Origin of the sequence: Bradyrhizobium sp. (genome assembly GCF_035652035.1) — a bacterium.
Taxonomy (GTDB): Bacteria; Pseudomonadota; Alphaproteobacteria; order Rhizobiales; family Xanthobacteraceae; genus Bradyrhizobium.
In genome coordinates, this window is record NZ_DASREO010000041.1 from 16270 (window position 1) to 39993 (window position 23724).

At 59.8% G+C, this 23724-nt stretch carries 26 protein-coding genes and 1 pseudogene; 12 read left to right on the top strand and 15 right to left on the bottom strand.

Annotation, left to right across the window (positions count from 1 at the left end):
• Window positions 1-12 precede the first annotated feature (12 nt).
• Window positions 13-1716, bottom strand: a complete 1704-nt coding sequence (gene kdpA, locus VFB05_RS13020; RefSeq protein WP_325012951.1) for a potassium-transporting ATPase subunit KdpA — start codon at window positions 1714-1716, stop codon at window positions 13-15.
• A gap of 40 nt (window positions 1717-1756) precedes the next feature.
• Window positions 1757-1846, bottom strand: coding sequence for a K(+)-transporting ATPase subunit F (locus VFB05_RS13025; protein ID WP_325012953.1), 90 nt, complete (start codon window positions 1844-1846; stop codon window positions 1757-1759).
• A 516-nt stretch (window positions 1847-2362) separates the two neighbouring features.
• Between VFB05_RS13025 and VFB05_RS13030 the strand changes: the two genes are divergently transcribed.
• The 8 genes from VFB05_RS13030 to VFB05_RS13065 all read left to right on the top strand — a co-directional run bounded on the left by VFB05_RS13030 (window position 2363) and on the right by VFB05_RS13065 (window position 6418).
• Complete coding sequence (locus tag VFB05_RS13030) at window positions 2363-2746, top strand: hypothetical protein (protein WP_325012955.1); 384 nt, start codon at window positions 2363-2365, stop codon at window positions 2744-2746.
• Window positions 2747-2777: 31 nt separating this feature from the next.
• Complete coding sequence (locus VFB05_RS13035) at window positions 2778-3059, top strand: hypothetical protein (RefSeq protein WP_325012957.1); 282 nt, start codon at window positions 2778-2780, stop codon at window positions 3057-3059.
• A 226-nt stretch (window positions 3060-3285) separates the two neighbouring features.
• Entirely contained in the window at window positions 3286-3741 is a 456-nt protein-coding gene (locus VFB05_RS13040) for a hypothetical protein (RefSeq protein ID WP_325012959.1), read from the top strand.
• A gap of 89 nt (window positions 3742-3830) precedes the next feature.
• Window positions 3831-4022 (top strand): hypothetical protein, encoded by a 192-nt coding sequence (locus tag VFB05_RS13045; protein ID WP_325012961.1) that lies wholly within the window; start codon window positions 3831-3833, stop codon window positions 4020-4022.
• Window positions 4023-4377: 355 nt separating this feature from the next.
• The gene (locus tag VFB05_RS13050) at window positions 4378-4596 is read left to right on the top strand and encodes a hypothetical protein (protein WP_325012963.1); all 219 of its coding nucleotides are present in this window, start codon (window positions 4378-4380) and stop codon (window positions 4594-4596) included.
• Window positions 4586-5062, top strand: a complete 477-nt coding sequence (locus VFB05_RS13055; protein ID WP_325012965.1) for a hypothetical protein — start codon at window positions 4586-4588, stop codon at window positions 5060-5062. Before VFB05_RS13050 ends, VFB05_RS13055 begins: the two co-directional genes overlap by 11 nt.
• Entirely contained in the window at window positions 5059-5979 is a 921-nt protein-coding gene (gene dapA, locus VFB05_RS13060; RefSeq protein WP_325012967.1) for a 4-hydroxy-tetrahydrodipicolinate synthase, read from the top strand. The genes VFB05_RS13055 and dapA overlap by 4 nt, the downstream gene beginning before the upstream one ends.
• 139 nt (window positions 5980-6118) lie before the next feature.
• A complete protein-coding gene (locus VFB05_RS13065) occupies window positions 6119-6418 on the top strand; it encodes a hypothetical protein (protein ID WP_325012969.1) in 300 nt (99 codons plus the stop codon).
• Between the two features lie 235 nt (window positions 6419-6653).
• Here the strand turns inward: VFB05_RS13065 and VFB05_RS13070 are convergent, their stop codons facing one another.
• Both VFB05_RS13070 and VFB05_RS13075 read right to left on the bottom strand, forming a co-directional pair.
• On the bottom strand, window positions 6654-6932 hold the full coding sequence (locus VFB05_RS13070) for a hypothetical protein (protein ID WP_325012971.1): 279 nt from the start codon (window positions 6930-6932) through the stop codon (window positions 6654-6656).
• Window positions 6933-7004: 72 nt separating this feature from the next.
• Window positions 7005-7649, bottom strand: a complete 645-nt coding sequence (locus VFB05_RS13075) for a hypothetical protein (RefSeq protein ID WP_325012973.1) — start codon at window positions 7647-7649, stop codon at window positions 7005-7007.
• 335 nt (window positions 7650-7984) lie between these two features.
• Between VFB05_RS13075 and VFB05_RS13080 the strand changes: the two genes are divergently transcribed.
• Complete coding sequence (locus VFB05_RS13080) at window positions 7985-8245, top strand: KUP/HAK/KT family potassium transporter (RefSeq protein ID WP_325012975.1); 261 nt, start codon at window positions 7985-7987, stop codon at window positions 8243-8245.
• Between the two features lie 111 nt (window positions 8246-8356).
• On the opposite strand, the pseudogene VFB05_RS13085 reads toward VFB05_RS13080, so the two are convergent.
• The 10 genes and pseudogenes from VFB05_RS13085 to mntR all read right to left on the bottom strand — a co-directional run.
• Window positions 8357-8548, bottom strand: a pseudogene (locus tag VFB05_RS13085) (copper chaperone PCu(A)C); the annotation flags it as partial.
• Between the two features lie 306 nt (window positions 8549-8854).
• Window positions 8855-9373, bottom strand: a complete 519-nt coding sequence (locus VFB05_RS13090) for a hypothetical protein (protein ID WP_325012977.1) — start codon at window positions 9371-9373, stop codon at window positions 8855-8857.
• A 30-nt stretch (window positions 9374-9403) separates the two neighbouring features.
• A complete protein-coding gene (locus VFB05_RS13095; RefSeq protein WP_325012979.1) occupies window positions 9404-9943 on the bottom strand; it encodes a TlpA disulfide reductase family protein in 540 nt (179 codons plus the stop codon).
• Window positions 9944-10036: 93 nt separating this feature from the next.
• Window positions 10037-10801, bottom strand: coding sequence for an outer membrane protein (locus tag VFB05_RS13100; protein ID WP_325012982.1), 765 nt, complete (start codon window positions 10799-10801; stop codon window positions 10037-10039).
• 77 nt (window positions 10802-10878) lie between these two features.
• Window positions 10879-11985 (bottom strand): hypothetical protein, encoded by a 1107-nt coding sequence (locus tag VFB05_RS13105; RefSeq protein WP_325012984.1) that lies wholly within the window; start codon window positions 11983-11985, stop codon window positions 10879-10881.
• Between the two features lie 106 nt (window positions 11986-12091).
• Window positions 12092-12961: an outer membrane protein gene (locus tag VFB05_RS13110; RefSeq protein ID WP_325012986.1), complete on the bottom strand. Its 870-nt coding sequence runs from the start codon at window positions 12959-12961 to the stop codon at window positions 12092-12094.
• 86 nt (window positions 12962-13047) lie between these two features.
• Window positions 13048-13410 carry a DUF2946 domain-containing protein gene (locus tag VFB05_RS13115; protein ID WP_325012988.1) on the bottom strand — a complete coding sequence of 121 codons (363 nt, stop codon included), beginning with the start codon at window positions 13408-13410 and terminating at the stop codon, window positions 13048-13050.
• A 330-nt stretch (window positions 13411-13740) separates the two neighbouring features.
• A complete protein-coding gene (locus VFB05_RS13120; protein ID WP_325012990.1) occupies window positions 13741-14040 on the bottom strand; it encodes a hypothetical protein in 300 nt (99 codons plus the stop codon).
• Between the two features lie 564 nt (window positions 14041-14604).
• Window positions 14605-14994: a hypothetical protein gene (locus tag VFB05_RS13125; protein ID WP_325012991.1), complete on the bottom strand. Its 390-nt coding sequence runs from the start codon at window positions 14992-14994 to the stop codon at window positions 14605-14607.
• Window positions 14995-15601: 607 nt separating this feature from the next.
• A complete protein-coding gene (mntR, locus tag VFB05_RS13130; protein WP_325012993.1) occupies window positions 15602-16081 on the bottom strand; it encodes a manganese-binding transcriptional regulator MntR in 480 nt (159 codons plus the stop codon).
• A 162-nt stretch (window positions 16082-16243) separates the two neighbouring features.
• On the opposite strand from mntR, the gene VFB05_RS13135 reads away from it, so the two are divergent.
• From VFB05_RS13135 to VFB05_RS13145, 3 genes are all read left to right on the top strand, one after another.
• The gene (locus tag VFB05_RS13135; protein ID WP_325012995.1) at window positions 16244-17560 is read left to right on the top strand and encodes an Nramp family divalent metal transporter; all 1317 of its coding nucleotides are present in this window, start codon (window positions 16244-16246) and stop codon (window positions 17558-17560) included.
• Window positions 17561-17606: 46 nt separating this feature from the next.
• Window positions 17607-17978, top strand: a complete 372-nt coding sequence (locus tag VFB05_RS13140) for a transcriptional repressor (protein WP_325012997.1) — start codon at window positions 17607-17609, stop codon at window positions 17976-17978.
• A gap of 246 nt (window positions 17979-18224) precedes the next feature.
• On the top strand, window positions 18225-20186 hold the full coding sequence (locus VFB05_RS13145; RefSeq protein WP_325012999.1) for a carbohydrate porin: 1962 nt from the start codon (window positions 18225-18227) through the stop codon (window positions 20184-20186).
• Window positions 20187-20407: 221 nt separating this feature from the next.
• On the opposite strand, the gene VFB05_RS13150 is transcribed toward VFB05_RS13145, so the two are convergent.
• Window positions 20408-23632 (bottom strand): TonB-dependent receptor domain-containing protein, encoded by a 3225-nt coding sequence (locus VFB05_RS13150; protein ID WP_325013001.1) that lies wholly within the window; start codon window positions 23630-23632, stop codon window positions 20408-20410.
• Window positions 23633-23724 lie beyond the last annotated feature (92 nt).

The following is a 23724-nucleotide window of genomic DNA, read 5'->3' on the forward strand; positions in this document are numbered from 1 at the left end:
AAAAAAGATCGTTCAGAACGTGGTACCCGCGTTCATCGCGAGATGCTCGACAATCGGGCCTAGCGCGAGCGCCGGGAAGAAGGTCAGGCCGCCGATGATCAGGATCACGCCGACCACAAGGCCGACGAACAGGCCACCGGTGGTCGGGAAGGTACCGGCCGACGGCGGGATCGACTTCTTGCCAGCCAGCGAGCCCGCAATCGCCATGGCCGGAATGATCATGAAGAAGCGACCGACGAACATCGCCACGGCGCCGGTGAGATTATAGAAGAGCGTGTTTCCCGTGAGGCCAGCGAAGGCCGACCCGTTGTTACCGGTCTGCGAGGTATAGGCGTAGAGCACCTCCGTAAAGCCGTGCGGGCCTGCATTCGCCATCGAGGCCACCGCCGGTGGAAACACCACCGCCACCGCAGTCCAGCCGAGATACATCAGGGGCAGGACCAAAATGGCAAGCATCGCCATCTTGACCTCACGCGACTCGATCTTCTTGCCGACATATTCCGGAGTGCGACCGACCATCAGGCCGGCAACAAAGATCGAGATGATCACGAAGATGAGCATGCCGTAGAGGCCGGCGCCGACGCCACCGACAATAATTTCCCCGAGCTGGATGTTGATCAACGGAATCATGCCGCCGAGCGCGGTGAAGCTGTCATGCATGGCATTGACCGCGCCGCAGGAAGCCGCAGTGGTTATCACGGCAAACAGCGATGAAGCGGGGATGCCGAAACGGACCTCCTTGCCTTCCATGTTGCCGCCGGTGAGCCCCAGCGAAGAAAGTATGGTGGTGCCGTTGGCTTCCGCCCAGTAGCAGACGGTTACACCGGCGACGAACAACACGCCCATGACGGCAAGGATTGCCCAGCCCTGGCGCTGGTTGCCGACCATGCGCCCGAACACATTCGTGAGCGCGGCGCCCAATGCGAAGATCGAGATCATCTGCACGAAGTTCGACAGCGCGGTCGGGTTCTCGAACGGATGCGCGGCATTGGCATTGAAGAAACCGCCGCCGTTGGTGCCCAGCATCTTGATCGCGATCTGCGACGCCACCGGACCGACCGCAATGGTTTGCTTGGCGCCTTCGAGAGTGGTCGCTTCGACATAGTCGCCGAGCGTCTGCGGCATGCCCTGCCAGACCAGGAACAGCGTGTAGACGATGCAGATCGGTAGCAGCACATAGAGTGTGCAGCGGGTCACATCGACCCAGAAATTGCCGACTGTGCGAACCGAGGCACGCGCGAAGCCGCGGATCAGCGCGACCGCGAGGACAATACCGGTCGCAGCCGACAGGAAGTTCTGATGTGTCAGCCCCAGCATCTGCACGAGATAGGACAACGTGCTCTCGCCGCCGTAGTTCTGCCAGTTGGTGTTGGTGATGAAGCTGATCGCCGTATTGAGCGACAGATCCTCGGCGACCGCGGATTGTCCGGCCGGATTGAACGGCAAGAATGCCTGCAGCCGCATCAAGCCATAGATGATCAGAACACCACCGACATGGAACAGCAACATGGCAACCGTATAGGTCAGCCAATGCTGCTCGCGCCTCTCGTCGACGCCGCTGATCCAGTACAGGCCGGTCTCGACCGGGCGCAGCACTGGCGACAGGAATGTTCGTTCGCCGTTGAACACGCGCGTCATGTAACCGCCAAGCGGCTTCACGAGCGCGACGATGATGACGCAATAGACAATGATTTGCAGCCAGCCGATAGCGGTCATGGGATCAAGCCTTCAAGTGATGCGCTGAGCGGGAAGCCGGTCAGAACTGCTCGGGTCGCAGCAGCGCGTAAACGAGATAAATCAGCAGGCCGGCTGATACGGCCGCGGCAAGCGAATAGTCAAAGATCATGACCTATTCTCCCCTTTTAGAGCCGTTCGCAGGCGTAAGTGTAGCCGATCGCAAGCGCGAATAAGCCGATCGCGAGCGCCAGCATTAGAACGTCCATCATGGAATGCTCCCATTGCGCCTGGTTGTTGCCGAATAAGCATCAGCGCATTTCGGCAGGGCACCTTGCGGCAAATCAACGAACATCCGACTGGGACCGCAGGGCCATGCCGCATCAAGCGCGCTGAATGCCACTCCGCGCATATTTTTTCGAGAAGTCTTCGGACGGAAAGATATATGAATCGCATAAAGGGGCTGGAACCAGCTCGACGGGCGGCGCCCCTTTATGCCGCGCTTATGCTTGGGCTCGCTGGTCCGTATCGTTTTTAAATGTGCTTTGGGGCATTCTTTCAGCCCACCACTTCTTACCGCTGCAACGAGCTTGTGCGTGAGAATGCTATGCGATTTGCTTCTGAAAGCTGCGCTTCATTGGCCCTCAGCGACAGGCTCCGCGCTGTCGATGATATGACACCCGAACTAATGGCCGAACTCCTCGAGATCACCTGCCGGCGCACTCCGTTTCAGGGGCGCAGCGCGAAGGTTCTCCGCCTCAAGCAGTTGGCACAGGCCCGAGCCTGGACCGACGTCGCGCTGGCGCTGATCGAATTGGAGCTGCCCCTCTGGCAGGTCCGCCGCATCGCCTACGACGCAGGCGAATGGCATTGCGCGCTATCCCGCCAGCGAGAGCTTCCCGACTGGCTGGATCAATCGATCGAGGCTCGGCATCCGGACCTCGCTCTGGCAATCCTGACCGCATTTGCGGAAGTTGCGACGGTTACCGGACCGAGCGGCACTAGCGTTCCCATGGCCTCCGGCAAGCTGAGCTCGGACTATATCCCCCTTTGCTGCGACGATTTCGCATAATCCGTCCTATTCGTCGTCGGAGCGTCGAACCTTGGCACACCCGCAACCTCTGCCGCAACTCGGATCCGGTCGGGTGCTGATTCGGTTTGGTGTGACAACAACCATTCTGGTGAGCGCTGCCGCATTCAGTGGCATTGGCTTTGCCGGAAGCCTCGGCACGCTGACGTGGATGGCAATGATCGTCAGCTCGGCCGTTGCTGTCATCAGACGAGAACGGCCATTCGAATCAACCCTCAATCATTGGGATGATATGGTCGGTTACGCGGCCATCTTTTGCTTAGTCAGCATCTTCGCGCACGCGTCTGCGATCTGACGCCATCGCATCCTTATTCGGCGCCTATACGATGGGCCTCGTGCCTCAATCGAATTCATATGCGAGCCGACGCATATTGCACGCATGATCCAAACACTCTCCAGCCGACGATAGCCATCGAACTCCGCGGGCGCACCAAAGCAGCGGACGTTTCCGCGGCTCCGATGCGCAGAACCCCTTCCAGAGCGCAATCGGCCTGGATCTCAAGAATGGAGGGGTAACGAGCATGGGTGATATTATGGCTACCTCGAGGATCGCTACTGGCGACAGAATTATTGATCCGATGATTGCGCTTGCGAACTGCTCCACGCGGGATCGCATCCTCGTTGCTGGATCAAAGAGCATCGAGATGATGATCGAGCTGCATCGGCGCGGTTACGTCGGGGCGGCATCGTCCGGCAACTGCGGTCGCCCCGCCGCTCAATACGATTTCGCACTGGTCGATTGGCGACGGCGGAGCCTTCCCGATCTGGAGACGACGCTGGACTGGCTGGGCAAGTTCCTTCGCCCAAGGGGCGTCCTGGTCGTCTGGGTCGATGCCCAGAAGCCTTCGGCCAATCAGAGCCTTCGCGCCTCCCTAGAGAAGCGCGGCTACATCATTGAGCAGGCGACTGTGCATGAGTGCGGGTGTGCACTTTCTGCCCGGACGCAACAGGACACTCCGCTCAAGAGGGCGGCATAACGGGCTATAGCCCGGGGAAATGGGAACTGACGGCGGGATCCCGGTCCGATTGCGAACAGTCCCGCCGCCACATTCTCAAGGAGATCGAAATGGCAAAGTCCAACCCGCGTCGCGCGATCATTCGTGAGTGGACATCGCTTACCCGCGAGAAGCGCCGATCGGTTGAGCAGGCGAACGCTTTCGCGGACGCCGCCCTGCAGCGTCACCGTCTGCCGCGCAGCAGACGACCGCCGCACGATGTCATCATGGCATGGCTGCGGCCGCGCATAGGACGGATTTGAGAACCACGCAGCAGATCAATCGATCGGTGTCGACCATGCCGAGCGCGGCCTTGCCATGGTCTGGCGAGAGGCCTCGCCCCGCTTCGGTCCTGTAAATCGCCGGAGCTGCAAGGTCCATGCCTTGTTCTGGCCCATCACCAGCAGCAGCCCAGCTGCTCCGGCATCATGCGACACGAGACGTTATGCGGCCTTTATGAGATCGGCATGCCCTCGCAATCGAATTCATATTCGACCGAGCAGATATTGGAGCCGTCATGAAGCTTTTCTCCGAGTCGACGATCTCATGTCCTTGAGAGCAGGTCGGGACGGCGAAGTCGGTGACTGGTGTAGATATCAAACTTCAAGGATTATGGACGTGAAGCCTGTCGAACCTCCCTCGTGTAGCTCTGCGGTAGCCAACGTTGTCCTCATCGGCAGGAACCGCCGCGGCAGCTGGATTGTCCGCGAACAGAACGGCTTGTTTGGTGGCCTGTTCGTCAACCGCGCCGAGGCTGTCAAATACGCGCTGTTCGAGAACGGCCGCCATCCCGAAACCATCATCGAACTATCATCTGAAATCGAGCTTGACGCCTGAACCTGAAGCGCCGGTGCAAATTCAGGAGACTGCGATGATCGACCCATGTTTCGCATTGGACCAGGAGCAGACTGTCGATACCATGATCGCGCTCACCCACCCGTCCACTCTGGGTGGCATCATCATCACGGGTAGCGAAAGCATGGAGCTGTATCTCGTGCTCCGGCGACGCGGATACAGTCGGGTCGCCACACCTGTGACATGTCGCGCACCAAAAAGGCAGCACGCGGTCGGTCTGGTCACGGGTCAGAATGCGGTGGCAGCGCTTGTCCAAGCCTCTCCTTTTCTCAGCACGAATTCCAATGTTGCCGTTCTGATCGAATCCCGGGATGGTGAACTCGCCATGAACATACGCCACAAGCTGCAGCAAATGGGCTTTCGGATCGAAGCAGGCGTGAGGTGCCGTCGTGGGCTTGTGTTGGCCGCGGACCGCCGAGGCTTCTCGCAGCTGGAGCTTGCGGCGTGATCTCACCGGAAACTTCAACCACGTGGCTGACGGGTTACATACCCGATCTGCCCACTCCGTTTGATGATGCAGACCGGGTCGATTTGCGAGCCTTGGCGCGGCTTTGCCAACGACAGATCGCCGCGGGCGCCTCGGCCCTGGTGATTTGCGAGACTGCCGGCGAGGCTTCGACGCTATCGACGGCAGAGCGCGACATGATCATCCGTGTCGCTGTCGAGGTCGCAAGTGGGCGCGCGCGGATCATTGCGGGCGCGGGTTCAAACTGCACCAGTCGCGCCATTGAATTGACACGGCGCGCCGAAGCGGCCGGAGCCGATGCAGTTCTTTCGGTCGTGCCCTACTATAATAAGCCGATGCAGAATGGCCTCTATGCGCATTTTCGGGCGATCGCCGCCTCGACTGAATTGCCAATCATCCTGCACGACATTCCCGCGCGGAGCGCCCGAGAGTTGGCCGACGACACGCCGATCCGGCTGGCCGAAGCCCCGCAATTTATCGGACTGAGGGACGGGACAGGCGATGTTGCCCGTCTCCTGCGGTTGCGCTCCGCTCTGCCAAAGAGTTTTCGGCTGATATCCGGGAACGATGCAACAGCGTTGACCTATCTTGCCCAAGGCGGCGATGCTTGCATTTCGACGATATCGAATGTGACGCCGGACCTGTGCCAGGCCATCTTTGCCAACGTGAGGCTGGGGCGACCGCAGATCGCGCGACACCTTCAGAAGCAGCTCGCTTATCTGGAGTCCTGCCTTTTGGACGGGAACCCCGCTGCCGTAAAATATGCGTTGAGCTTGCTCGGCTTGATCGTTCCAGGCACGCGCCTGCCGATCGTGCCCCTGGATGGCCCCGCCAAAGCTGCGCTCGCGAGGGCAATTGCCGGGGTCGATGACGATGTGGCCGGGGCCGCCCGAGCCTGATATCTCTTGTGGTGGTCTCGTGAGGCAGCGTACGATGGATCAGCAAGATCCAATCGAGTGGCAAGCCAGGAGTCTGCGGTCCTGGCACTTGGCAATCCTGCGCTTCGCCCTGACGCGGGACAATGCCGATCGGCTCGGCATGCTCGCGATCGCCAATGAAATCGACCGGCTCGGCCAACGAGAGAATGAACGGGCGGATTTCGATTTCTTCCGGCGGACCAGCACGCGGTTATGCGAGGCTATTCTTCACCCGAAAGAAATCGGCGCTGAGACACTGCTACGGCAATACCTCGCACGAATCGACGAACCTGAGCTGAAGCGCGCCGTTGCGGCTGTTTTGAATCTCGAGCATCCGGAGCAAGCTTCCGACAAGCGGCGCTCAAAGGCTTATAGTGCGTTATGGCGGACGCGGGGACTGCCGTCGCGCCAGCGCGCCTAGCCAGTCCAGCGCAATCGCAGTGCAATGTCAGTTCTTGCGAGACGAGGCGCTATCGGAGAGATGCTTAGCGCGCCATTTTGGTCCAGGGCCACGCATGTAATGGTGCTCCGGCCGATATTTGTCCTCTTCATACCAAGAAGGAAACAGAAATCGCAGCAGTGCGGTAGCGAAGCTGCGCAAGCGCGCACTCGTACGACCGGCCGAGCGTGAGAGTGCCGCCATGCGTCGCTCCGACCTATTTCCCTTTGCGCAGAGAACTGGGGATCCATTCTTCATTCGAGCCGTCGAATTCAATTCCGCGAAGCTCAAGCTCGTGTCGCATCCGGCGCAGCTTAGCCTCGGCAATCGATTGGATCAGGTTCTTCAAGTAGCTATTCGCGCTGCTTAGCGCGGAACGGCCGCGCCCATGTTTCCCGCAGCCTCGGCCGAATCGGTAGCGCGGCAGGTGCAGTTCACGTTCGTCGCCGCAAGACGATCCGCGGTATTTGTCGTCGACAGAGGTGTAATGAATCACCTCAGCCCCCCTCGCCCGTGTGCGATTGCGACGAAGATGCGCAGGCACTCATAGGATATCATCTGGCGAGCACTAGCTTCCACGTCGGATCATCCAGCAGAGACTTCCCAACCTCAGAAGCTGCGCAAGATAGCGGGCAAGCTGATTGCCCGCATTTTCCAGGTCTAGCTCGATCCGTTCTGACGGAAAGATCATCGCACAGCCTGCCGTTCCACCTTGATCGTGCGCGAACGCAACTGCAGAACTCTTGAGCATAAATAGGCCACCGACCCCGCCGTTCGCTTCCCGCGCCACCCATAATCCATCCGTGTTGCGGCCGATGAAGAATGCAGGGATGGACTCGCTGACAACGTTCGGATCTAACGGTCCAAATTTTACCGCAGGCGTTTTAGCTTGATCGGATGGCGGGCGGCTTCCGTGCGGGCGAATGTGCTTGGCTGCGGAGACTGCGTTCTGCATCCGGCCGCTGACAAACGCGTCAAGCACTTCCCGGCAAGCGAAAGGAAGACGTCTGAACTGCTGCTTCAGGAGCCGTTCGTTCTGATAGGCGATGTTCATCATAGTGGCGGCCGCGGTGGCCTCCTCACGAACCCAATGGTGATGATGTGCTGAGAACGCCATAGGAATGCGAGATGGCTCGCTATCGCCCCGCATAAGGAAGGTATAAAAGCCAGTGGTGTTCGGCGGGCGCGCCTTTATGCGGTCTTTATAACGCAAACCTGCTCTCCGCCTGGAATTCGAATGCCGTCGAGAGCACATTCCGCCGATAACAATTTCGGACTTTCCCATGAGTGCATTATCTGTTGATCCGGAACCTCATAACGCCTGGCGCCGGACTCGGCTTTGGCTGGAATACCTCCGGGACTGGCCTGCGATCGGCAACAGTCCATATTCACCGCTGTTCTGCGTCTCGCTGCTCTTGGCAGTTGGCCTGATAATCGAGATCGGCCACTAGCCCATATCACTACTGCTCCCAGACCTTCGCTTGCTTTTCGACTCCGGCATTCTTGCCGACGCAGCGCTTGGGATGCTGTCGCTCGTGGTTGATGGACATGTCCTTCTTCGCCAGCCGCGTCAAACTCGTGCCAGCAAAGGATTCGGCGCTCGGCCGTCTCCGTTCCCGGATCTTCGAACTGACGCACCGCAACGCGCTCGCCGCTACCGACCTCTTCCGAATCCCACCAAACCGTTTGATCGAGCTCGGCATCCAGACGGAGATTTGCGAACGCAAAAATCGTCTGGACCGAAGAGAATCTCGACAAGTGGCTAACCAACCCGCAGGATTTTATCCCTGGGACGAAAATGTTCTATGAGGTCAAGGATCCGCAGGATCGCGCGGATCTGATCGCCTTTCTCAAGGAGCGCGCTCGTTGAGTATCTGGCATTTGGGGAGTTCACGCCCCCCAGATGACCCGGCGATCGCGCTACATCTTCTTCATGTCCATCTTTTCGCCGGACGCACCGCCCGGACCTTGGGCGCCGGCGCTCTCGACGTCGAACGAGACTGTGACCTTGCCGACTTTTTCGAACTCGAGCGTGATCGGCAGCTTGTCACCCTGCTTGAGCGGGGTCTTCAGATCCATGAGCATCATGTGATAGCCGCCGGGCGACAGCGAGGGCAAGCCAGTGCGAAACCAATCTGCTTCAGCTTTTTCATGGTATTGACCTCTCTGTTCATAAAAATCGACTGCATGTTTCCGATCGCGACTGATCAACGACACACTTTGACGTAGACGCATATCTTCTTGAAGTTCTCCCAATGGCACTGCTGCTCCATGCGGCACACCTTCCCCTTTCCATCCTGCGGCGAGGCCGGGGGGGCCGCCATCGCGCTGGACAGTGATGCAAGGGCCACGATTGCTGTTGCTGTCAGTCTCTTCATCGAAAAGCTCCTATCGGTTCTCTCTCGTGAGCCGGCGGCTCTATCGACAGGTCGAAGACGATACGGCGAACGCCATCTTCCGTTTCCCGTCCGTTAGGCATCCGTCCTGCCATTTCCCCTTGAACACCCCCTGATAATTGGTGACGGCTCCGTCGCCATTCGGCTTCCCGTTACGGAACTCACCCTCATAGCGAGAGCTCTGCAGCGTCATCGCGCCGTGGCCATTCGGCTCACCATTGAGCAGTTCACCGTCGTAACGGCCACCTGACCACTGTTGGATACCCTGCCCTGTCTGGCGACCCAAGGTCCATTCGCCTTCATCCCTCTCAGACGGCACACCGTTCCGCGACCATTCAAGCTTGCCTTTGCCCTGAGCAAGCCCGTCAACGCAACTCCCAAACCAATGCACCGTCTCCCCGGCTTCCGGATGAGGATTCCAGACCTTGCAACCACTCTCGGGATCGGCGACGAAAGCGCCAGACTGTACCGCCTGGCTGGTGGCCGCCGAGCAACCCAACCATAGCCAGAGCAGCGATATTGTCCCAGCGACGCGTTTCACCCAGAACTCCTTGCCTGCACCGATCTGCCGTCAATGCTGCAATAACGGCAGCACGACATCGTGCAGCAACTGTTCGCGAACATCGATAAACTTGTCTCGCACGACCCCGTCGCGATCGATCACATAGGTCAGAGGAAACCCCTCGGGTGCGCCGAAACCGTTCTGCGAAATCTTGTCCAGCGTCGACGTCGGATAAGCGAGCGTGGTGCTCATCTTTCGCATTTTGGCAAAATCCTCGGGATGATCGGCGCTGATCCCGATGACCTCCAGGCCCTGCTCGTGATAGCGCCGATAGAAGGCGTTGAGCACCGGCATCTCCCTCTTGCAGGGTGCGCACCACGTCGCCCAGTAGTTCACCAGCACGACTTTGCCGTGCAATTTCGAAAGATCGAAAGTCTCCCCTCCCAATTCGGTCAGAACGAGCGCCGGCGCCGCGTCGTTGATCGACGGCGCAGCGCCAGCGGTAGCAAAACCTGCTGACACCAGCAGTAGACAGGCAGCAAATAGCAACTGGCCCCAGCTCGGGTTCATCGTGTGAAACCCGAGCTGCGTCTTACGGCCAACGATCATTTCCTTGTCCTCGCATCACAAGCCCGAAAGCCAGGTCGTCATAGCGGCGCCAGCCTCCAAGCATCGACCTTTGAGAGCAGACGAATCAATCAATCAATACCTCGCGACCACAGGGCCCCCGAAGCGGTAGTTCACGCGCAACAGGCCTGTCAAAACGTTCCCCTGGATACTATCGGTTCGCGACAGGCCGCCGGCGGGAACTGCATTGAGATTGACGGTCTTGGTACCCATGAACAGGTAGTTGAACTCGGCGCCCACGGACCAATTTGGCGCGAATCCGATTTCGAGGCCTGTCCCGACCGTCCCACCCCAGCGGGTTTCGCTGGCCTGATCCAGTACGGTACCTGATGCGGTGTCGAGACCCTTATACTTATTGCTGGTCACTGCGGCGCCGCCCCTCACGAACCAGAGAACGTTGTTGAAGGCATAGCCGACCTGTCCGGTGAAGAGACCTATGGCATTTATCTTGCTCTGGTTCGTCACCTGCGGCGCGGCCAAAAAGACGCTGGCGTTCGATCCGTCCAGATTGGCCCAGTCACCCTGCGCCTCTACGCCAAGCACCCAGTTCGACACCTGCCAGCGGTAGCCGATCTGCCCGCCGAGCAAGGCACCCGTCGTATCGACGCAACCTTCGCCTACGCTCGGGACCGTTGGCGCGCCTCCAGCAAACGAGTTGGTCCAGCAGTTGTTGTTCGAGCCGCCACCGGCGTTGAACCCGACGAAGACGCCGCTCCAGTCGTAGATAGCCGCGGGCGCTGGCGGGGCCTTTGAATAAACCTTCGCAGGCAGGTCGGCTGCGCGCACAGGCGCAGAAGCAAAGGCCATCAAGCCGAGCGTCGCGATCAAAACGTTTTTCATGTTCCTATCTCCATTCGTTCATCATCATCACGCTGACCGAACCGGTCCAAGCCAGCCGCAGCCGCGCGCTGGGATAATCAGAAGTTGAAGCTTGACGTCATTTTCAGCAGATACGGCGCGACAAGTTGCCCTTCTTGTCCGCCATTGCTTGCGGCCGTTGCGCGGTAATAGACGGGAATTTCCACGTCTACGTAGGTCTTGAGCACGTACTTATTCGCCTCATCGATCACCTTGGTGAACTCGATGCCCGGCGACACCATCACGCGGTCGAAGCCTGAATTTAAGGGGTCGGCACCAGTGCCGCTGTCGCTATCCCGATGGGAAACGATTACCTGGGCAAGCGGCGTGATCTTGTCGAAGCCGAGCACATTGTACCAATTGTTGTAGACGATGCCGACAGCGCCATCGATCTGCATGCCCGGATGATAAGTCTGTACGACGCCGAGGCTGCCATCGAAGAAGCCCTGCGCGTCAACGGCCGACTTGTACGCGAACGGCTGGCGCCACACGAACTGCGAGAAATACTGCCAGGCATTGTCGCCGCTGAGCAGGCCGCGGTGGAAGGCCCCCAGGATCAGATCGGTGCTTCCCGTTCCGATCTGGTTGTCGCGATCCATCCCAAGCGCAGTATATGTACCCGTCGGCAGCTTGAGACCGAAGATCAGGCCCGTCGACATATCCGGAAAGAAACCGGTGTAGACACCCATGATTTCGAGGTCGCCGAAGCTCTTGGCATTGAAGGTCTGGATCTGGCCCTGGTACAGGTAGTCGGTCTCGGTAGTCAGGGAGCGGTCCGCCGTTATCGGCACTCGGATCATGATGCCCCAGTCGCGATTGAAATTGTAGCTCAGGCCGACATTGTACCACTGGGTCTTGATCTCCTTGTCGCCGTTGAGGGCCGCCGGCGCCTTCGAGCTTCCGACATAGTTCTGCGTCTGATCCTGACTCCAATACTCGAAGAAGATTCGGCCGCCACTTTCCTGCTCCTGAGGCATCATGTCCAAGCCGCTGACGTCGAATACGCTGCACCCGCAGGCGCAGGCATTCGCTTCGGTCGTGGTGCCTCCGACGAGCGACCCGAAGGCGAGAAACAGCGTTGTCAGCGATGTCGCCGACGCGGCAAGGATCGGGCGCATGAGGACGCCGACCTTGCGTGATTCCGTTATGTTGCGAATGGAAGACATGGTTTCACCGATTGATCGAATGGTTTGATGCTGCTGGACGGATTCTCGGTCCCAGTCCGGCGATGAATGGGTGTGTCGCGCGGGCCAGCGCATGGCGCGCCCGCGATCAGAACTTGTAGTTCACGCCGGCACGAATGATCTGCACGGTCAAATCGCTGGATCCATGTAGCGTATTGACGCCACCGCCCGCGTCGGTGATGGCCCCCACCGCGTTGACCTTGGAGAAGCCCGCGTAGAGATATTCGGCGCGGAAGATCCAGTGGTCAGTGATGGCGTTCTCCCAGCCTGCGCCGGCGACCCAGCCGACCAGCGATTTCGAGGCGGCCGCGGTTCCGATGCCGGCGGGCGCGGCGCCGTCAATATAGCTTTCAAGGTAGCTGACGCGTGTGAAGGCGACGCCGCCGGTCAGGTAAGCAAGATTCCGATCAGCTGCGATGCCGATCCGCGGGCGGATGGTCGCGAGATAGTCGGTCGTTATAGATTGCGTGATCGTGAAGGGGGTAACGCCGTCGCTCAGCGTGTTGGTGTTGTTGGAGAACCAGGGGTTGCTGTGAAAATAGTCGAAGTCGCCTTCCAACCCCGCAACGAACAGGCCCGATTGCCAGTTGCAGCCGACCTGGCCGCCGGCAATGAGTCCATCACCGCCATGCGAGCCGCTGCCGCTCGTGGCAACGACGGCAGGATCGGGATCAAGGAGGTGCGTTCCCGGATCGACGGCCGTATCAAAATTCGAGCCGCTAGCGCCGCCACCGACATTGGCGCCGACATAACAACCAGACCATTGATAGGCGGCCGGCCGCGGAGCCTTCATGGCCATGTCCGCGGCGAATGAGGGCGTCGTGATGCAGGCCGACAGGGTCGAGACAGCCCCAACGCAACCGGCCCACAGCATTGGTGCCATGCGGGGTGGAGAAGCTGGTCGGTTGCAGATGGCTATTATTTTCTCGATCAGATGCGATCTATATTTTTTGCGCATGGCGCATGCTCCGCGAAATGCGGATCGAGTCCGGATGACTCAAATCCAGAGTGTGGCGAACTGACGATGTGGGAGAGGAAGACGCGTCAGATCGACAGCGGAGGAGCGCGGGCTTGAGAGTTCGAACCGGTACGCCCGGCGAAGAATTGGAGCGCACGGTGGCCCCAAACCACTCGTTCAATCTCACGAAACGGGCTAGCTAACGTTCCGACCAGCGGCGGGTCAACGGACGCGCTCGCATGCAGCACGCAGCAAACGATACAGGCGCCGTCATGAGCGGTATCACCGCCCTGATCGGAATTCCCTGGGACGGAAGCCGGACTGCTATGACAGATTTCGGCGGCGCCGAGCGGGTCTGAAGCAGCAACGAAGGCGGCCCAGCAGGCTGCCACCGGCGCCAAAATCTGGACCATCAGCACGGTCAGGATGACCGGGAAATATTTGCGCAAATGTCGCCGCATTAGCGTCCCCTAAATGACCCAATATCACCATGGAAATTCAAAGTCGAGGCGACCATGAGGCCCCCAAGTGACGAGGCGGTCGAGTGTGGCTTTGGAGTCGCTCGCCGCCGGTCGTCGTGATCGGCCTTAAGCGCTGTCAATCTAAGGTTGGCGGCGGCTGGGCGGTCGATTCAGGCGCCCCGACCGACAACGGCCACCGACCGGCCGCCGCCATGGAACGCCCTGCCGCTGGTGGAATCTTCGTTGGGGCCATTCGTCTCGATTTGAGCACGCGCCATGCGACGCCACCTGCTCGAAGAGGCTCGAGATGGCTCGCTTTCAGAAAAAGAGCCAGGACATGATCGTGCGATAGTAGAAAGTCATGCCGATCGCGAGTGCCACGAAGGCGGCTGTCAATGTCAGGCCGACCTTTATGACGACGAGATTTGCGGAGCGCACCAAAGCGGGAGCAATGTATCCCCGCTCTCTGGCCATTTTGCTCCGAGCCTTTGTATTAGCCACTTTCAAAGTATTAGCCATTTTCAAAGCTGCGCAAAGGGGATCACTGATTGCGTTCGAGACAAGACGATCTGCCGCGATCGGCTCAGATAGTTGCGCCGGAATCGAATTAACCGCCAACAGGACCGGTGCTCTCCACCATCACGTGGTAAACACCTAACCGCAGATCCGAACCGGGCAAAGACGCCATCCATGGCGTGTCAGCACACGTCGCTGGGCGAGATGACAGTCGCGTTCCGAATTGAAGCTGTACGCATAGGGATAGCCGAATGCGGGATAGTTCCCAAATGCGGGATAATCTCCGCCTCCGCCGCCTCGCGCCCAAGCATTCGTTGTGCCCACTGAGATAACGACTGTTACCACCAGAAGGGCCAAGGCGGCTCGATGCGACATGGTCTCGCTCCTCGTTCGGATCGTCCCAAGTCCAACTATATGCGTGCGCGAGCACTCGCACAACCAAGCCCGGCCGGTTTCACAGTCGGTCGAATTAAGAAATCGAACCTAAATTCGGGCTCGCCCATCGCTGCCACAGCCTCTCTCGCAAGACTGCTGCCGCCCCTTAGCCCGTATAGCGATATTCACGTCGCATTCACCGGTACCATCCGCCAGGCCTTCGCACATTGCATCGCTTCCCTACCCCAGCGTTTCACGGCGGTCGTGAGACGCATAGGGGGCGCTCTCAGCTCAGGGCGCCGCAATATGCCAAGCGCCGTTGAGTTTTCCGTCACCATCGGTATCGCCGGGCGCTTTGTCGTTCTTCCATGTGTACAAAGGCCTTCCCTTGTAGGCCCACATCTTCTTTCCATCGTCGCGCACGACGATCGTCCAATCGCCCGAAGGCTTGTCGGTATCGGACGCAAGCAGAGCCGGCCAATTTTCGGCGCACGGTCCGTTGCACACCGATTTACCAGGCGTGCTCTTGTCCTTGTCGAAAACATAAAGAGTCATGCCCTTGGGATCGACCAGCGCCTTGCCCTTTGGGGTGTCGCCTGTTCTGGCCGGCGCCATCTGCGCAAAGGCCGTCGAAACCATGAGAACTGTGCTGACCAGCAGAACTCCCGCGCTCTTGATCATTGGATCATTCCTCTCCGCCAGGGGATTTACATCCGGTCGAACACCTGACCCAGCAAATTATTCCGAGAAGATCCGTGATTTGGTCCCTTCACGCGGGAATAAGACCGAGACCACAAGAGTCCTCGCCCGCGCGATGTCGCAAGCAGGAGAGATTCATGGTCAACAATCAAACAAGCACAGCTACGCATAAAGGCGGCTGCGTCACTACTGGGCGTGACGGCTCTTTTATGCACTCCGGCAAATGCAGCGGGCGAGATCAGCCGCGGCGAAGAACTCGTAGACGATTGCTGGCAGCATTCGGACAGAACCAGATTCTGCACTGCTGCTCGCCCTCGCGGCGTACGCCTGAAGCGCGGAGGACACCTTTCGCGGCCGTGCGCGCGGGTGACGCCCGCAGAACACGGGCGTATCCAGAAGTGGACAATGTATGACCCGTCGCCGAGGCAGGTCACGCCCGTAATTCCCGGACCGAACAATCCACTTGCGCGAACGAGGCGTGATTGATTGCGCGGCCGATACTCTCAATCTCTCCGCGGCCAAGGCTCGTCGCTCCGCGAGAGAACGCCCGGAGTGGCGTCTATTTTCCAGCAAAGCACCTTTTGAAGCACTACTGACCGCTCCCATGCGACTTGATGAACTGGGCAAATGCTTTCAGTGTGACTTCCGAAACGTGGTGTTCGATGCCCTCTGCATCGGCTTCGGCCGCTTCGGCGGGAACTCCCACCGCGCGAAGGAAGTCGACAACGAGCCTGTGACGAAGATGGACCCGCTCGGCCAACGCGTGGCCCTTTTCAGTTAGGAATACCCCACGATAGGGCCGCGACGTCGCCAGTCCGGCCTTTTTCAGGCGAGAGATCGTTTTGATGGAGGTTGCATGCGACACGCCCAGGCGGCGTGCGATATCCGTTGCACGCGCCTCGCCTGTGCCGGCCAAAAGATCCGCGATCAGCTCGACGTAGTCTTCGAACAGGGCGGTCGATTGGGCCGAGCGCGTCTTGCCGAAGCGGCGTGCTTGAGTGAGTTCGGTAGGCAGCTCGGCTGTGACGCCGCCGTTCCGCCGTGACTTCCCCTGCGTTGGCGGCTGCATGTCCGACATCCTAAGTCGTTGGAATCGCGGAGCCCAGAGATCATATTTCGATTTTCGTGTCAAAGTGTAGCATGTGCTACATTGTATAGCATTGACAATTAATCAGCGATCCCTACCTTGTTCCCAAGGCTACACTTTGGTGTCTCTACCCGGAACCTGTGAATGACCGAAATCGTCGCGCGCCGAGAGTCGCTCTCTGACAGGACTATCTCCTCGGCCCGTCAAGTGCTCGCGGGCCAGCGCGGGGGCCTGCGCGGCTATCTGGCGTTTGTCGGTCCTGCGGTGATCGCCTCGATCGCCTACATGGACCCGGGCAACTTCGCGACCAACATCCAGGCGGGCGCGAAATACGGCTACACGCTGCTCTGGGTCGTGCTGGCGGCCAACATGATTGCCATGCTGTTCCAGGCGCTCTCGGCCAAGCTCGGCATCGTGACCGGTCGCAATCTCGCGGAGATGTGCCGGGAGCATTTTCCCCAGCCGGTCGTATGGGCGATGTGGGTGGTGAGCGAGATTGCGGCCATGGCGACGGATCTCGCCGAATTTCTCGGCGGAGCCATCGGTCTCTCGCTGCTGTTTCACCTGCCGCTATTTGCCGGAATGGCCGTGACCGCGACGATCACCTACGGCGTGCTGATGGTCGAAGGCTTCGGCTTCCGCCCGATCGAACTGATCATCGGCAGCATGGTGAGCATCATCGCGTTCTGCTACGTGGTCGAGCTGTTCATCGCGCCCGTCGACTGGGCGTCCGCTGCCGTCCATACCGTCCTGCCGCAAATCCCGGATGCCGAGGCGCTCATGCTGTCAGTCGGCATCATCGGCGCCACCGTCATGCCGCATGCGGTCTATCTGCATTCGGGCCTGACGCAGGCGCGGATGCCCGTGCGTAACGACAACGAGCGGCGCAAGGTTCTGCGCTTCTCCAACCAGGAGGTCGTGATTGCGCTTACGGTGGCGGGGCTCGTCAACATGGCCATGGTCATGATGGCTTCGAGCGCATTCCACGCAGGTCACCCGGACGTGGCGGAAATCGAAACGGCCTATCACACGCTGACGCCGCTGCTCGGAGCCGGCGCCGCAGGCGTATTTCTGGTCTCGCTCATCGCCTCCGGCATTTCCAGTTCGACTGTCGGCACCATGGCTGGCCAGATGATCATGCAGGGTTTCATCCGCTGGAGAATCCCGGTCCTGGTTCGCCGGCTCGTTACGATGGTGCCTGCCTTTGTCGTGGTCGCCATGGGCGCGAACGCAACCAATGCGCTCGTTATCAGCCAGGTCGTGCTCTCAATCGCGCTGCCGCTACCGATGATTTCGCTGCTGATCTTCACCAGCCGGCGCGTCATCATGGGTCAGTTCGTGAACAGCCGATTGACCCTTGTCGCGGCCGCGGCAGGGATGGTCGTGGTGCTGCTACTCAATATCTTCCTGATCGTGCAAACCCTCGGCCTATCGATTCCGGGGTTACCTGGTGGCGCCTGAGCGGGTTAGCAGGATCGTCGCGAAACGCTGTGGTTGGTGATGAACGATGCATGTTCATAATCGCAAATTGATCGTTGCTGTGAGCGAGCCGTTCGACACGACTCCGCTTGCTCACCGCAGAGAGCGGCGAACGACGTTCCCCGGTGCTTACATCCGGCGCAGGCTCCGTGAGGCTGAACTGCGGCCAACTCGCCAGCGTATCGCTCTCGTGGAGTTGTTGGATCGGTATAGCGGGCATTGGGTCACTGCAGACGCGCTCTATTCCGACGTCGCAGAAGGGCGATATCAGATCTCAAGGGCGCCAGTGACCTACACGTTGCGCCGGCGTGAACAGGCGAGTGTGCTCAAGCGTATCGTTTTTCCCGGATCAAAGAAGGCCTGGTTTGTTGTCGAGCGGCTGATCACAGGACGCCAGTGATCGGCAGGCAAAGGTCGGCGGCTCAAGACTGCTTAGGGTTATTGTTGGGGCGGGTGGATGAATCTTCCGGCAAAATTATCGCGTAGAGTTGCGAATAAGACGCAATCGCAAATCAGAGCTGAGCAACCTCACACCGTCGTCTTCCGAAGGATTGGAACAGCGCAAGCGGCGACGCTTCGGCTGGGACTCGCAATTCTGCCGGCCGTCGTCGGCACTTCGGCCAGAGCTGATGATCCAGGCAGTCAATTGGCGGCAAAGGCGCCGCCAACTGTTGCGAACCAGCTTGATTGGACCGGATTTTATGTCGGCGGACACGTCGGCTATGGCGGGGGATCTTCGTCCTGGGCCGCTGCCGATCCCGTCGGAGCGGGAACAAGCAGCACGCTCGACCTCTTCAACGGCTTCGACCTGTTCAAAGGCAAGGGCAGCTTCCTTGCCGGACTTCAGGGCGGCTACAACTTCATGTTGCCGTCTCGATTCCTGCTGGGCATTGAGGCCGACGCCTCGTTCCCAAACACGTTCGCCGGCTCCTCGACCGCAACATCGACGTTCGCAGGAACGGCGAATTTCACCGATATGGTCCTCCATTCAGGAACCGTGCGCGGGCGCATCGGCTATGCCTTCGACCCTTGGCTCCTCTACGCGACCGGCGGCTTCGCCTGGAGCTACGACAAGCTCACACGCACACAGCTTGCCGGCGGAACGCTCGATCCTGGCAGCGATGAGACGGCGCTGCTATGGCGAATGGGCTGGACGGCAGGCGTCGGGGCCGAACTGCCGGTGGCGCCGCACTGGACCGCCAAGGCCGAATATCTGGTCAGCGGTTTCGGAAAGGACGGCAGGGTCTTTCAGGCAACGCCGCAATCATTCGCTTCCGACCTGATGTTGCAACAGTTGCGGTTCGGACTGAACTACCACTTCTTCGATGTTGGGACCGCGGGGGACAAGAACGAGACCGTGGCGATCGGTCCGAAGGAAGACATCTGGAACGTCCACGGCCAGACCACGTTCACATCGCAATACGCGCCGCCCTTCCGGGCGCCATATGCCGGCGCCAACAGCCTCGTCCCCAATCAGGCACGCGAGACGTGGGACGCAACCGCTTTTCTTGGCCTGCGACTGTGGAAGGGCGCAGAGCTGTGGATCAATCCGGAGATCGACCAGGGATTCGGCCTCAGCGGCACGCTGGGCGTTGCCGGCTTCACCAGCGGCGAGGCCTACAAACTGGGGGCCGACTACCCTTACACGCGGCTGCAGCGTGCTTTCATCCGACAAACCATCGATCTCGGCGGCGAGACGCAAAAAGTGGCCGCGGGCCTTAATCAGTTTGCCGGAAGCCAGACTGCCGATCGCCTTGTGATAACGGTTGGAAAATTCAGCGTCGCCGATGTTTTCGACACCAACAAATATGCGCACGATCCGCGCAGTGATTTCCTGAACTGGGCGGTGGTCGATACCGGCACGTTCGACTATGCCGCCGATGCCTGGGGCTACACGCTCGGCGCCGCAGCGGAGTGGTATGCGGGAGACTGGACGCTGCGCGGCGGCGTGTTCGACCTTTCGATCGTCCCCAACAGCACCGAGCTCGATCCGAACTTTGAGCAGTTTCAGTGGGTCGGCGAAATCGAGCGACGGTATGAACTATGGGGGCATCCCGGCAAGGTCGCGGTCACCGGATTTCTGAGCCGCGGACGCATGGGCAGCTACCAGGACGCCATAGCATTGGCGCAGATCACTGGAGGTCCGGCCGATATCACCGCGGTCCGGCAGTATCGAGGCCGCGGCGGCGTAAGCATGAATGTCGAGCAGGAGATCACGCCGGACCTGGGTGCATTCCTCCGCGCAGGCCTCGCAAACGGAGATGTCGAGCCTTACGAGTTCACCGACATCGACCGCACCTTGGCAGGCGGGCTTGCGCTCAAGGGCACGAAATGGGGCCGGCCGGATGACACCTTCGGATTTGCCGGGGTTATCAACGGCATTTCGGCCCAGCACGAAGCCTTTCTCAACACCGGCGGGCTCGGCATTCTCGTCGGCGATGGAAAGCTGCCACATCCCGGCCCCGAACAGATCATCGAAGCCTACTATGCGTTCCCACTATCGTTCTGCCAGGTCACGCTGGACTATCAGCTCATTGTCAATCCTGCATACAACCGCGATCGTGGACCGGTGTCGGTACTGGGTGCACGGTTGCATACGCAGTTCTGAGAAAATGCGCCTTCGGCAATGACTGGAGGTGGCCTGCCTTGTCTTCATTGCGGACTACATCAAAGCAAACGGCAGTCATCTGTGTTATAAAATAGGAATGCCCATCTTTATCGATGTGTTGCGGCTCGGCGCGATTACACCAGCGCATAGCGGAAGTTCGGACGCGCGGCCTCATCTGCGCGTCCAATTTTTTCTGGTCGGGCGCCCGCTCGAAGCAGCGGCTATAACAATCCATCAAGATGGTAGTTCACGCCGGCTTTGACCTGGTTGACTGAGGTCTCGACGCTCACGCTGCTGCTGAACGGGTTCGTCAAGCTCAAGCTCTTGCTGCCGAAGTCGAGATGATCATATTCGAGCTTTGCCGACCAGTGAGAGCCCAGCATGTATTCGAAGCCGCCGCCGACGACCCATCCCGGCCTGGTGCTGCTGACCTGGGTTGAACCGTCGAGCCCGCTGTTCACGTCCATCCGGTAATCAGCATTCATCCACGCGGCGCCGCCCTTCGCAAACAGCATCAGCGGTCCGCTGACAAAGCCGAACCTGCCGCTCACCGTGTCATACCAGTTGTGGTCGCTGGTGATCGAGAGCGCCGTTGCGCTTGCAGTATCCACGAAATTGGCCTTGCCCTGCGCTGACGTCCAGCCGAGTTCACCCTCGAGTCCGACCAGCCAGTTCGGTGTGACCAGATAATTGTAGCCGAACTGCAAACCGCCGAGCACGCCGCTTGGATTGGTGGTGCCGTAGCCAATCGGCGTGAGCATGTTCTCGCCCGCACTGAACGCGCCGCCGAAATTGGCGCCGGCATAGAGACCGGCCCAATAATAGGTAGTGGGGGCTGAGGCCCGGGCCTTAGTGTAGACGCCGGGCAAGACACCGACAGTCTTGTCCGGATTCCCGATCTTCTGCGACAGGCCGAAGTAGTATCCGCGCCGCGGTCCGTATTGCGGCGCAAACACGCCGATGCCGCTGCCGTTGCGGATCTGGTAAATGTAATCGGCCACGTTGACCACATCGAATCGGACCGTCACCGGCAATCCGTTCCAGCCATGGTCAAACTCATGCGAGACGCCGGTGTTCACCTGCCAATAGGATGGGAGGTGGTCACCGTTCGGAACAACGGTGCCATCTGGATTTACAAGATCGGTACGCAAGCCGCTGCCGTAAATGAAAGTTGCGCTCGCGGTGGTGCCATCTAACCAGCTATGTGTATCGGTCCACCGGTATGCGACCCTTCCCGAACCTGTGTAAAGTTGTTCATGGTCGGTGTTGATGTAATGGTTCTGAATGTAGACTAGGTCGTCCGGACTAAAGAGGGTCTGGTTTGATACGACCTTGTTCGCGTGTTGGACTCCATAGGCCCAAGTGGTGTCGGCGGAGAAGCCTCCGTACCTGAACCTGAGCTTCAGTTCGGCGCCGTAATTGTACGCTGTGTCGTAGTTGAACGCCGTGAGCACGTAGGCTTGGCCGAACTGCCCATCGTCAAGCAGGTCCCTGGCTGTCTTGTAATAGACGCTGCCCCCGAGTTCGAGGCTCGGACAATTGGCGGCGGGGACTGGCGCCTTGGTGGGCGTTGCGCCTGGCGTCGTCGGACATTGCGGCAGCAGTTGCTGCACGAAGCCGGCGTCGTACACATTCGCCCGCTCGGGTTGGATCGCACCGACATTCTGGAGCGGTTGGCCGGCCACCTGGCCGGGCAGCACGGCGGCCTGATCGGGGGTGACGGTCGGGGCACCCGCAGTGGTCCCGTTGAAGATCTGGGTTGGAATCGTTCGACCCAGCACCTGCGGCGCCGGCTCGAAAGTCCGCATGTAGCCGATATGCAAGACGGTCGACCACCATGGCTTATAGGTCAGGCTTGCGCGCGGACTGAACTGGTTCGCATCGACATATTGGTAGATCTGATCGAAGCGCAGGCCGTAATCGAACGTCAGTTCATGGGTCAGCCGCCACGTGTCCGCGGCATAGGCCCCGAGCTGCCAGCCGAACAATTTGCTGCTATCGAGAATGTTGAACGGCGCGTCGATCGCGGTCAGGCCGCTCGGATCGTTCGGGTCCAGCGGCTGAACCGTGCTTACGGTTGCGATCTGGGTCTGCTCGCCGTTTGTGTAGAATCCGGCGCGAAGGGTGTGCGCATCGTTCAGGCGATATGCGAAGTCGCCGGAAACGCCATTCAGGAACGAGCTGCGGTAAACATCCGATGCGACGTTGTTGGTGAAGAGATCGCCCACCGGGTCGGGTACGAAATGAAGGTCGCTATAACGCGAATAATACGAAAGCTGCGCATCGAAATTGCCTTCCGACTTTTGCCAGGCAATGACGTTGTAGGCATTCTTCTCATATTGGTTCTGGTTGATGGTGGCCGAATCGAATGCGCTTTTGCCGAAGGCCGTATAGGCGGGAGCGTTCGGGTTCGGAGTGCCATCCGGGTTGACACAGGGGTTTGCAGGGTCAAACGGACCACCGCAAAAGCCGCCCGCGTTGCCCGGCTGTCCCGGATTATTGGGAATCTGGTAACGGGTTTGGCCGAACCCTGAAATGGTGACCACGCGGGTCGTCGGATCATCGAGGACCGTTGAGGTGTAGGCGAAGAACCTGCCCTGTTCCGAATGATCGTGAATGGCGTTGGGGGTAGAGATGGGGTTCTCAAGGCCAAGTCCGGTGCTGAGATAGCGGCCGGTCACATAATAGTCGGTTTTTCCCTCGACTCCGCCATACTCGAAGCTGGGCGTGATGGTCTGACGGCTGCCACCGTAGATGCTGACGCTGCCGCCGGACAGCGCCGCTCCGCTCTTGGTCGTGATGTCGAGGACGCCGGCCGTACGCAGGCCATATTGCGCCGGCAGAGCGCCAGTGAGCAGCCCAATGCTGCCGATGAACGAGGTCTCCAGAAGCTGCGAGAAGCCGGACACGCCGTCGGGCAGCACAATTCCGTTGATCCGGTACTGAACGTTGGCATGCTCGTTGCGGATGTGAAAATCGCCCGCGCTCGTCGAGTCCTGGGAGACGCCCGGAAATTGCAGCACGATGTCGCTGAGCTGAGCGGCGTTTCCCTGCGGGATATTCTCGAGGTCCCTCTGAGTGAGCTCGTAGTTTGTGGTGCCAGTCTTCGGCAGGATGACGTTGTCGCGCCGCTGGTCGAAATTCTGGGTCTGCTGCACGACCTGACGATTGGCCGCGGCCTGGGCCTGCTCCGCGGTCGGCGCGGGCGCCGCCGGCGCTGCCTCACGCGTCACCACGCGCGGCTTCTGCTTGGGCTTGGCGGCCTGCTTCGGCGCTACGACCCTGGTCTCGGGAAGCACATGTCCGCTTGGCGTTGTGGGTGCATTGCCGGCCGGCGGTGCCGGTGCGTTTTCCGCAGGCGACGGGGCCGGCGACGGCGTCGGAGCCGGCGTCTCTGACGGCGCTGGCGTCTGCGCTCGCGCGGTGCCGCCGAGGCCAGAGATCATGAGCGACGCCACGCTCGTGGCTGCTAACATTCGTTTTGCAAGTGCTGACATCATCCCAATTCCAATGAGGCGCGAGCGGATCCGTCGTCGTG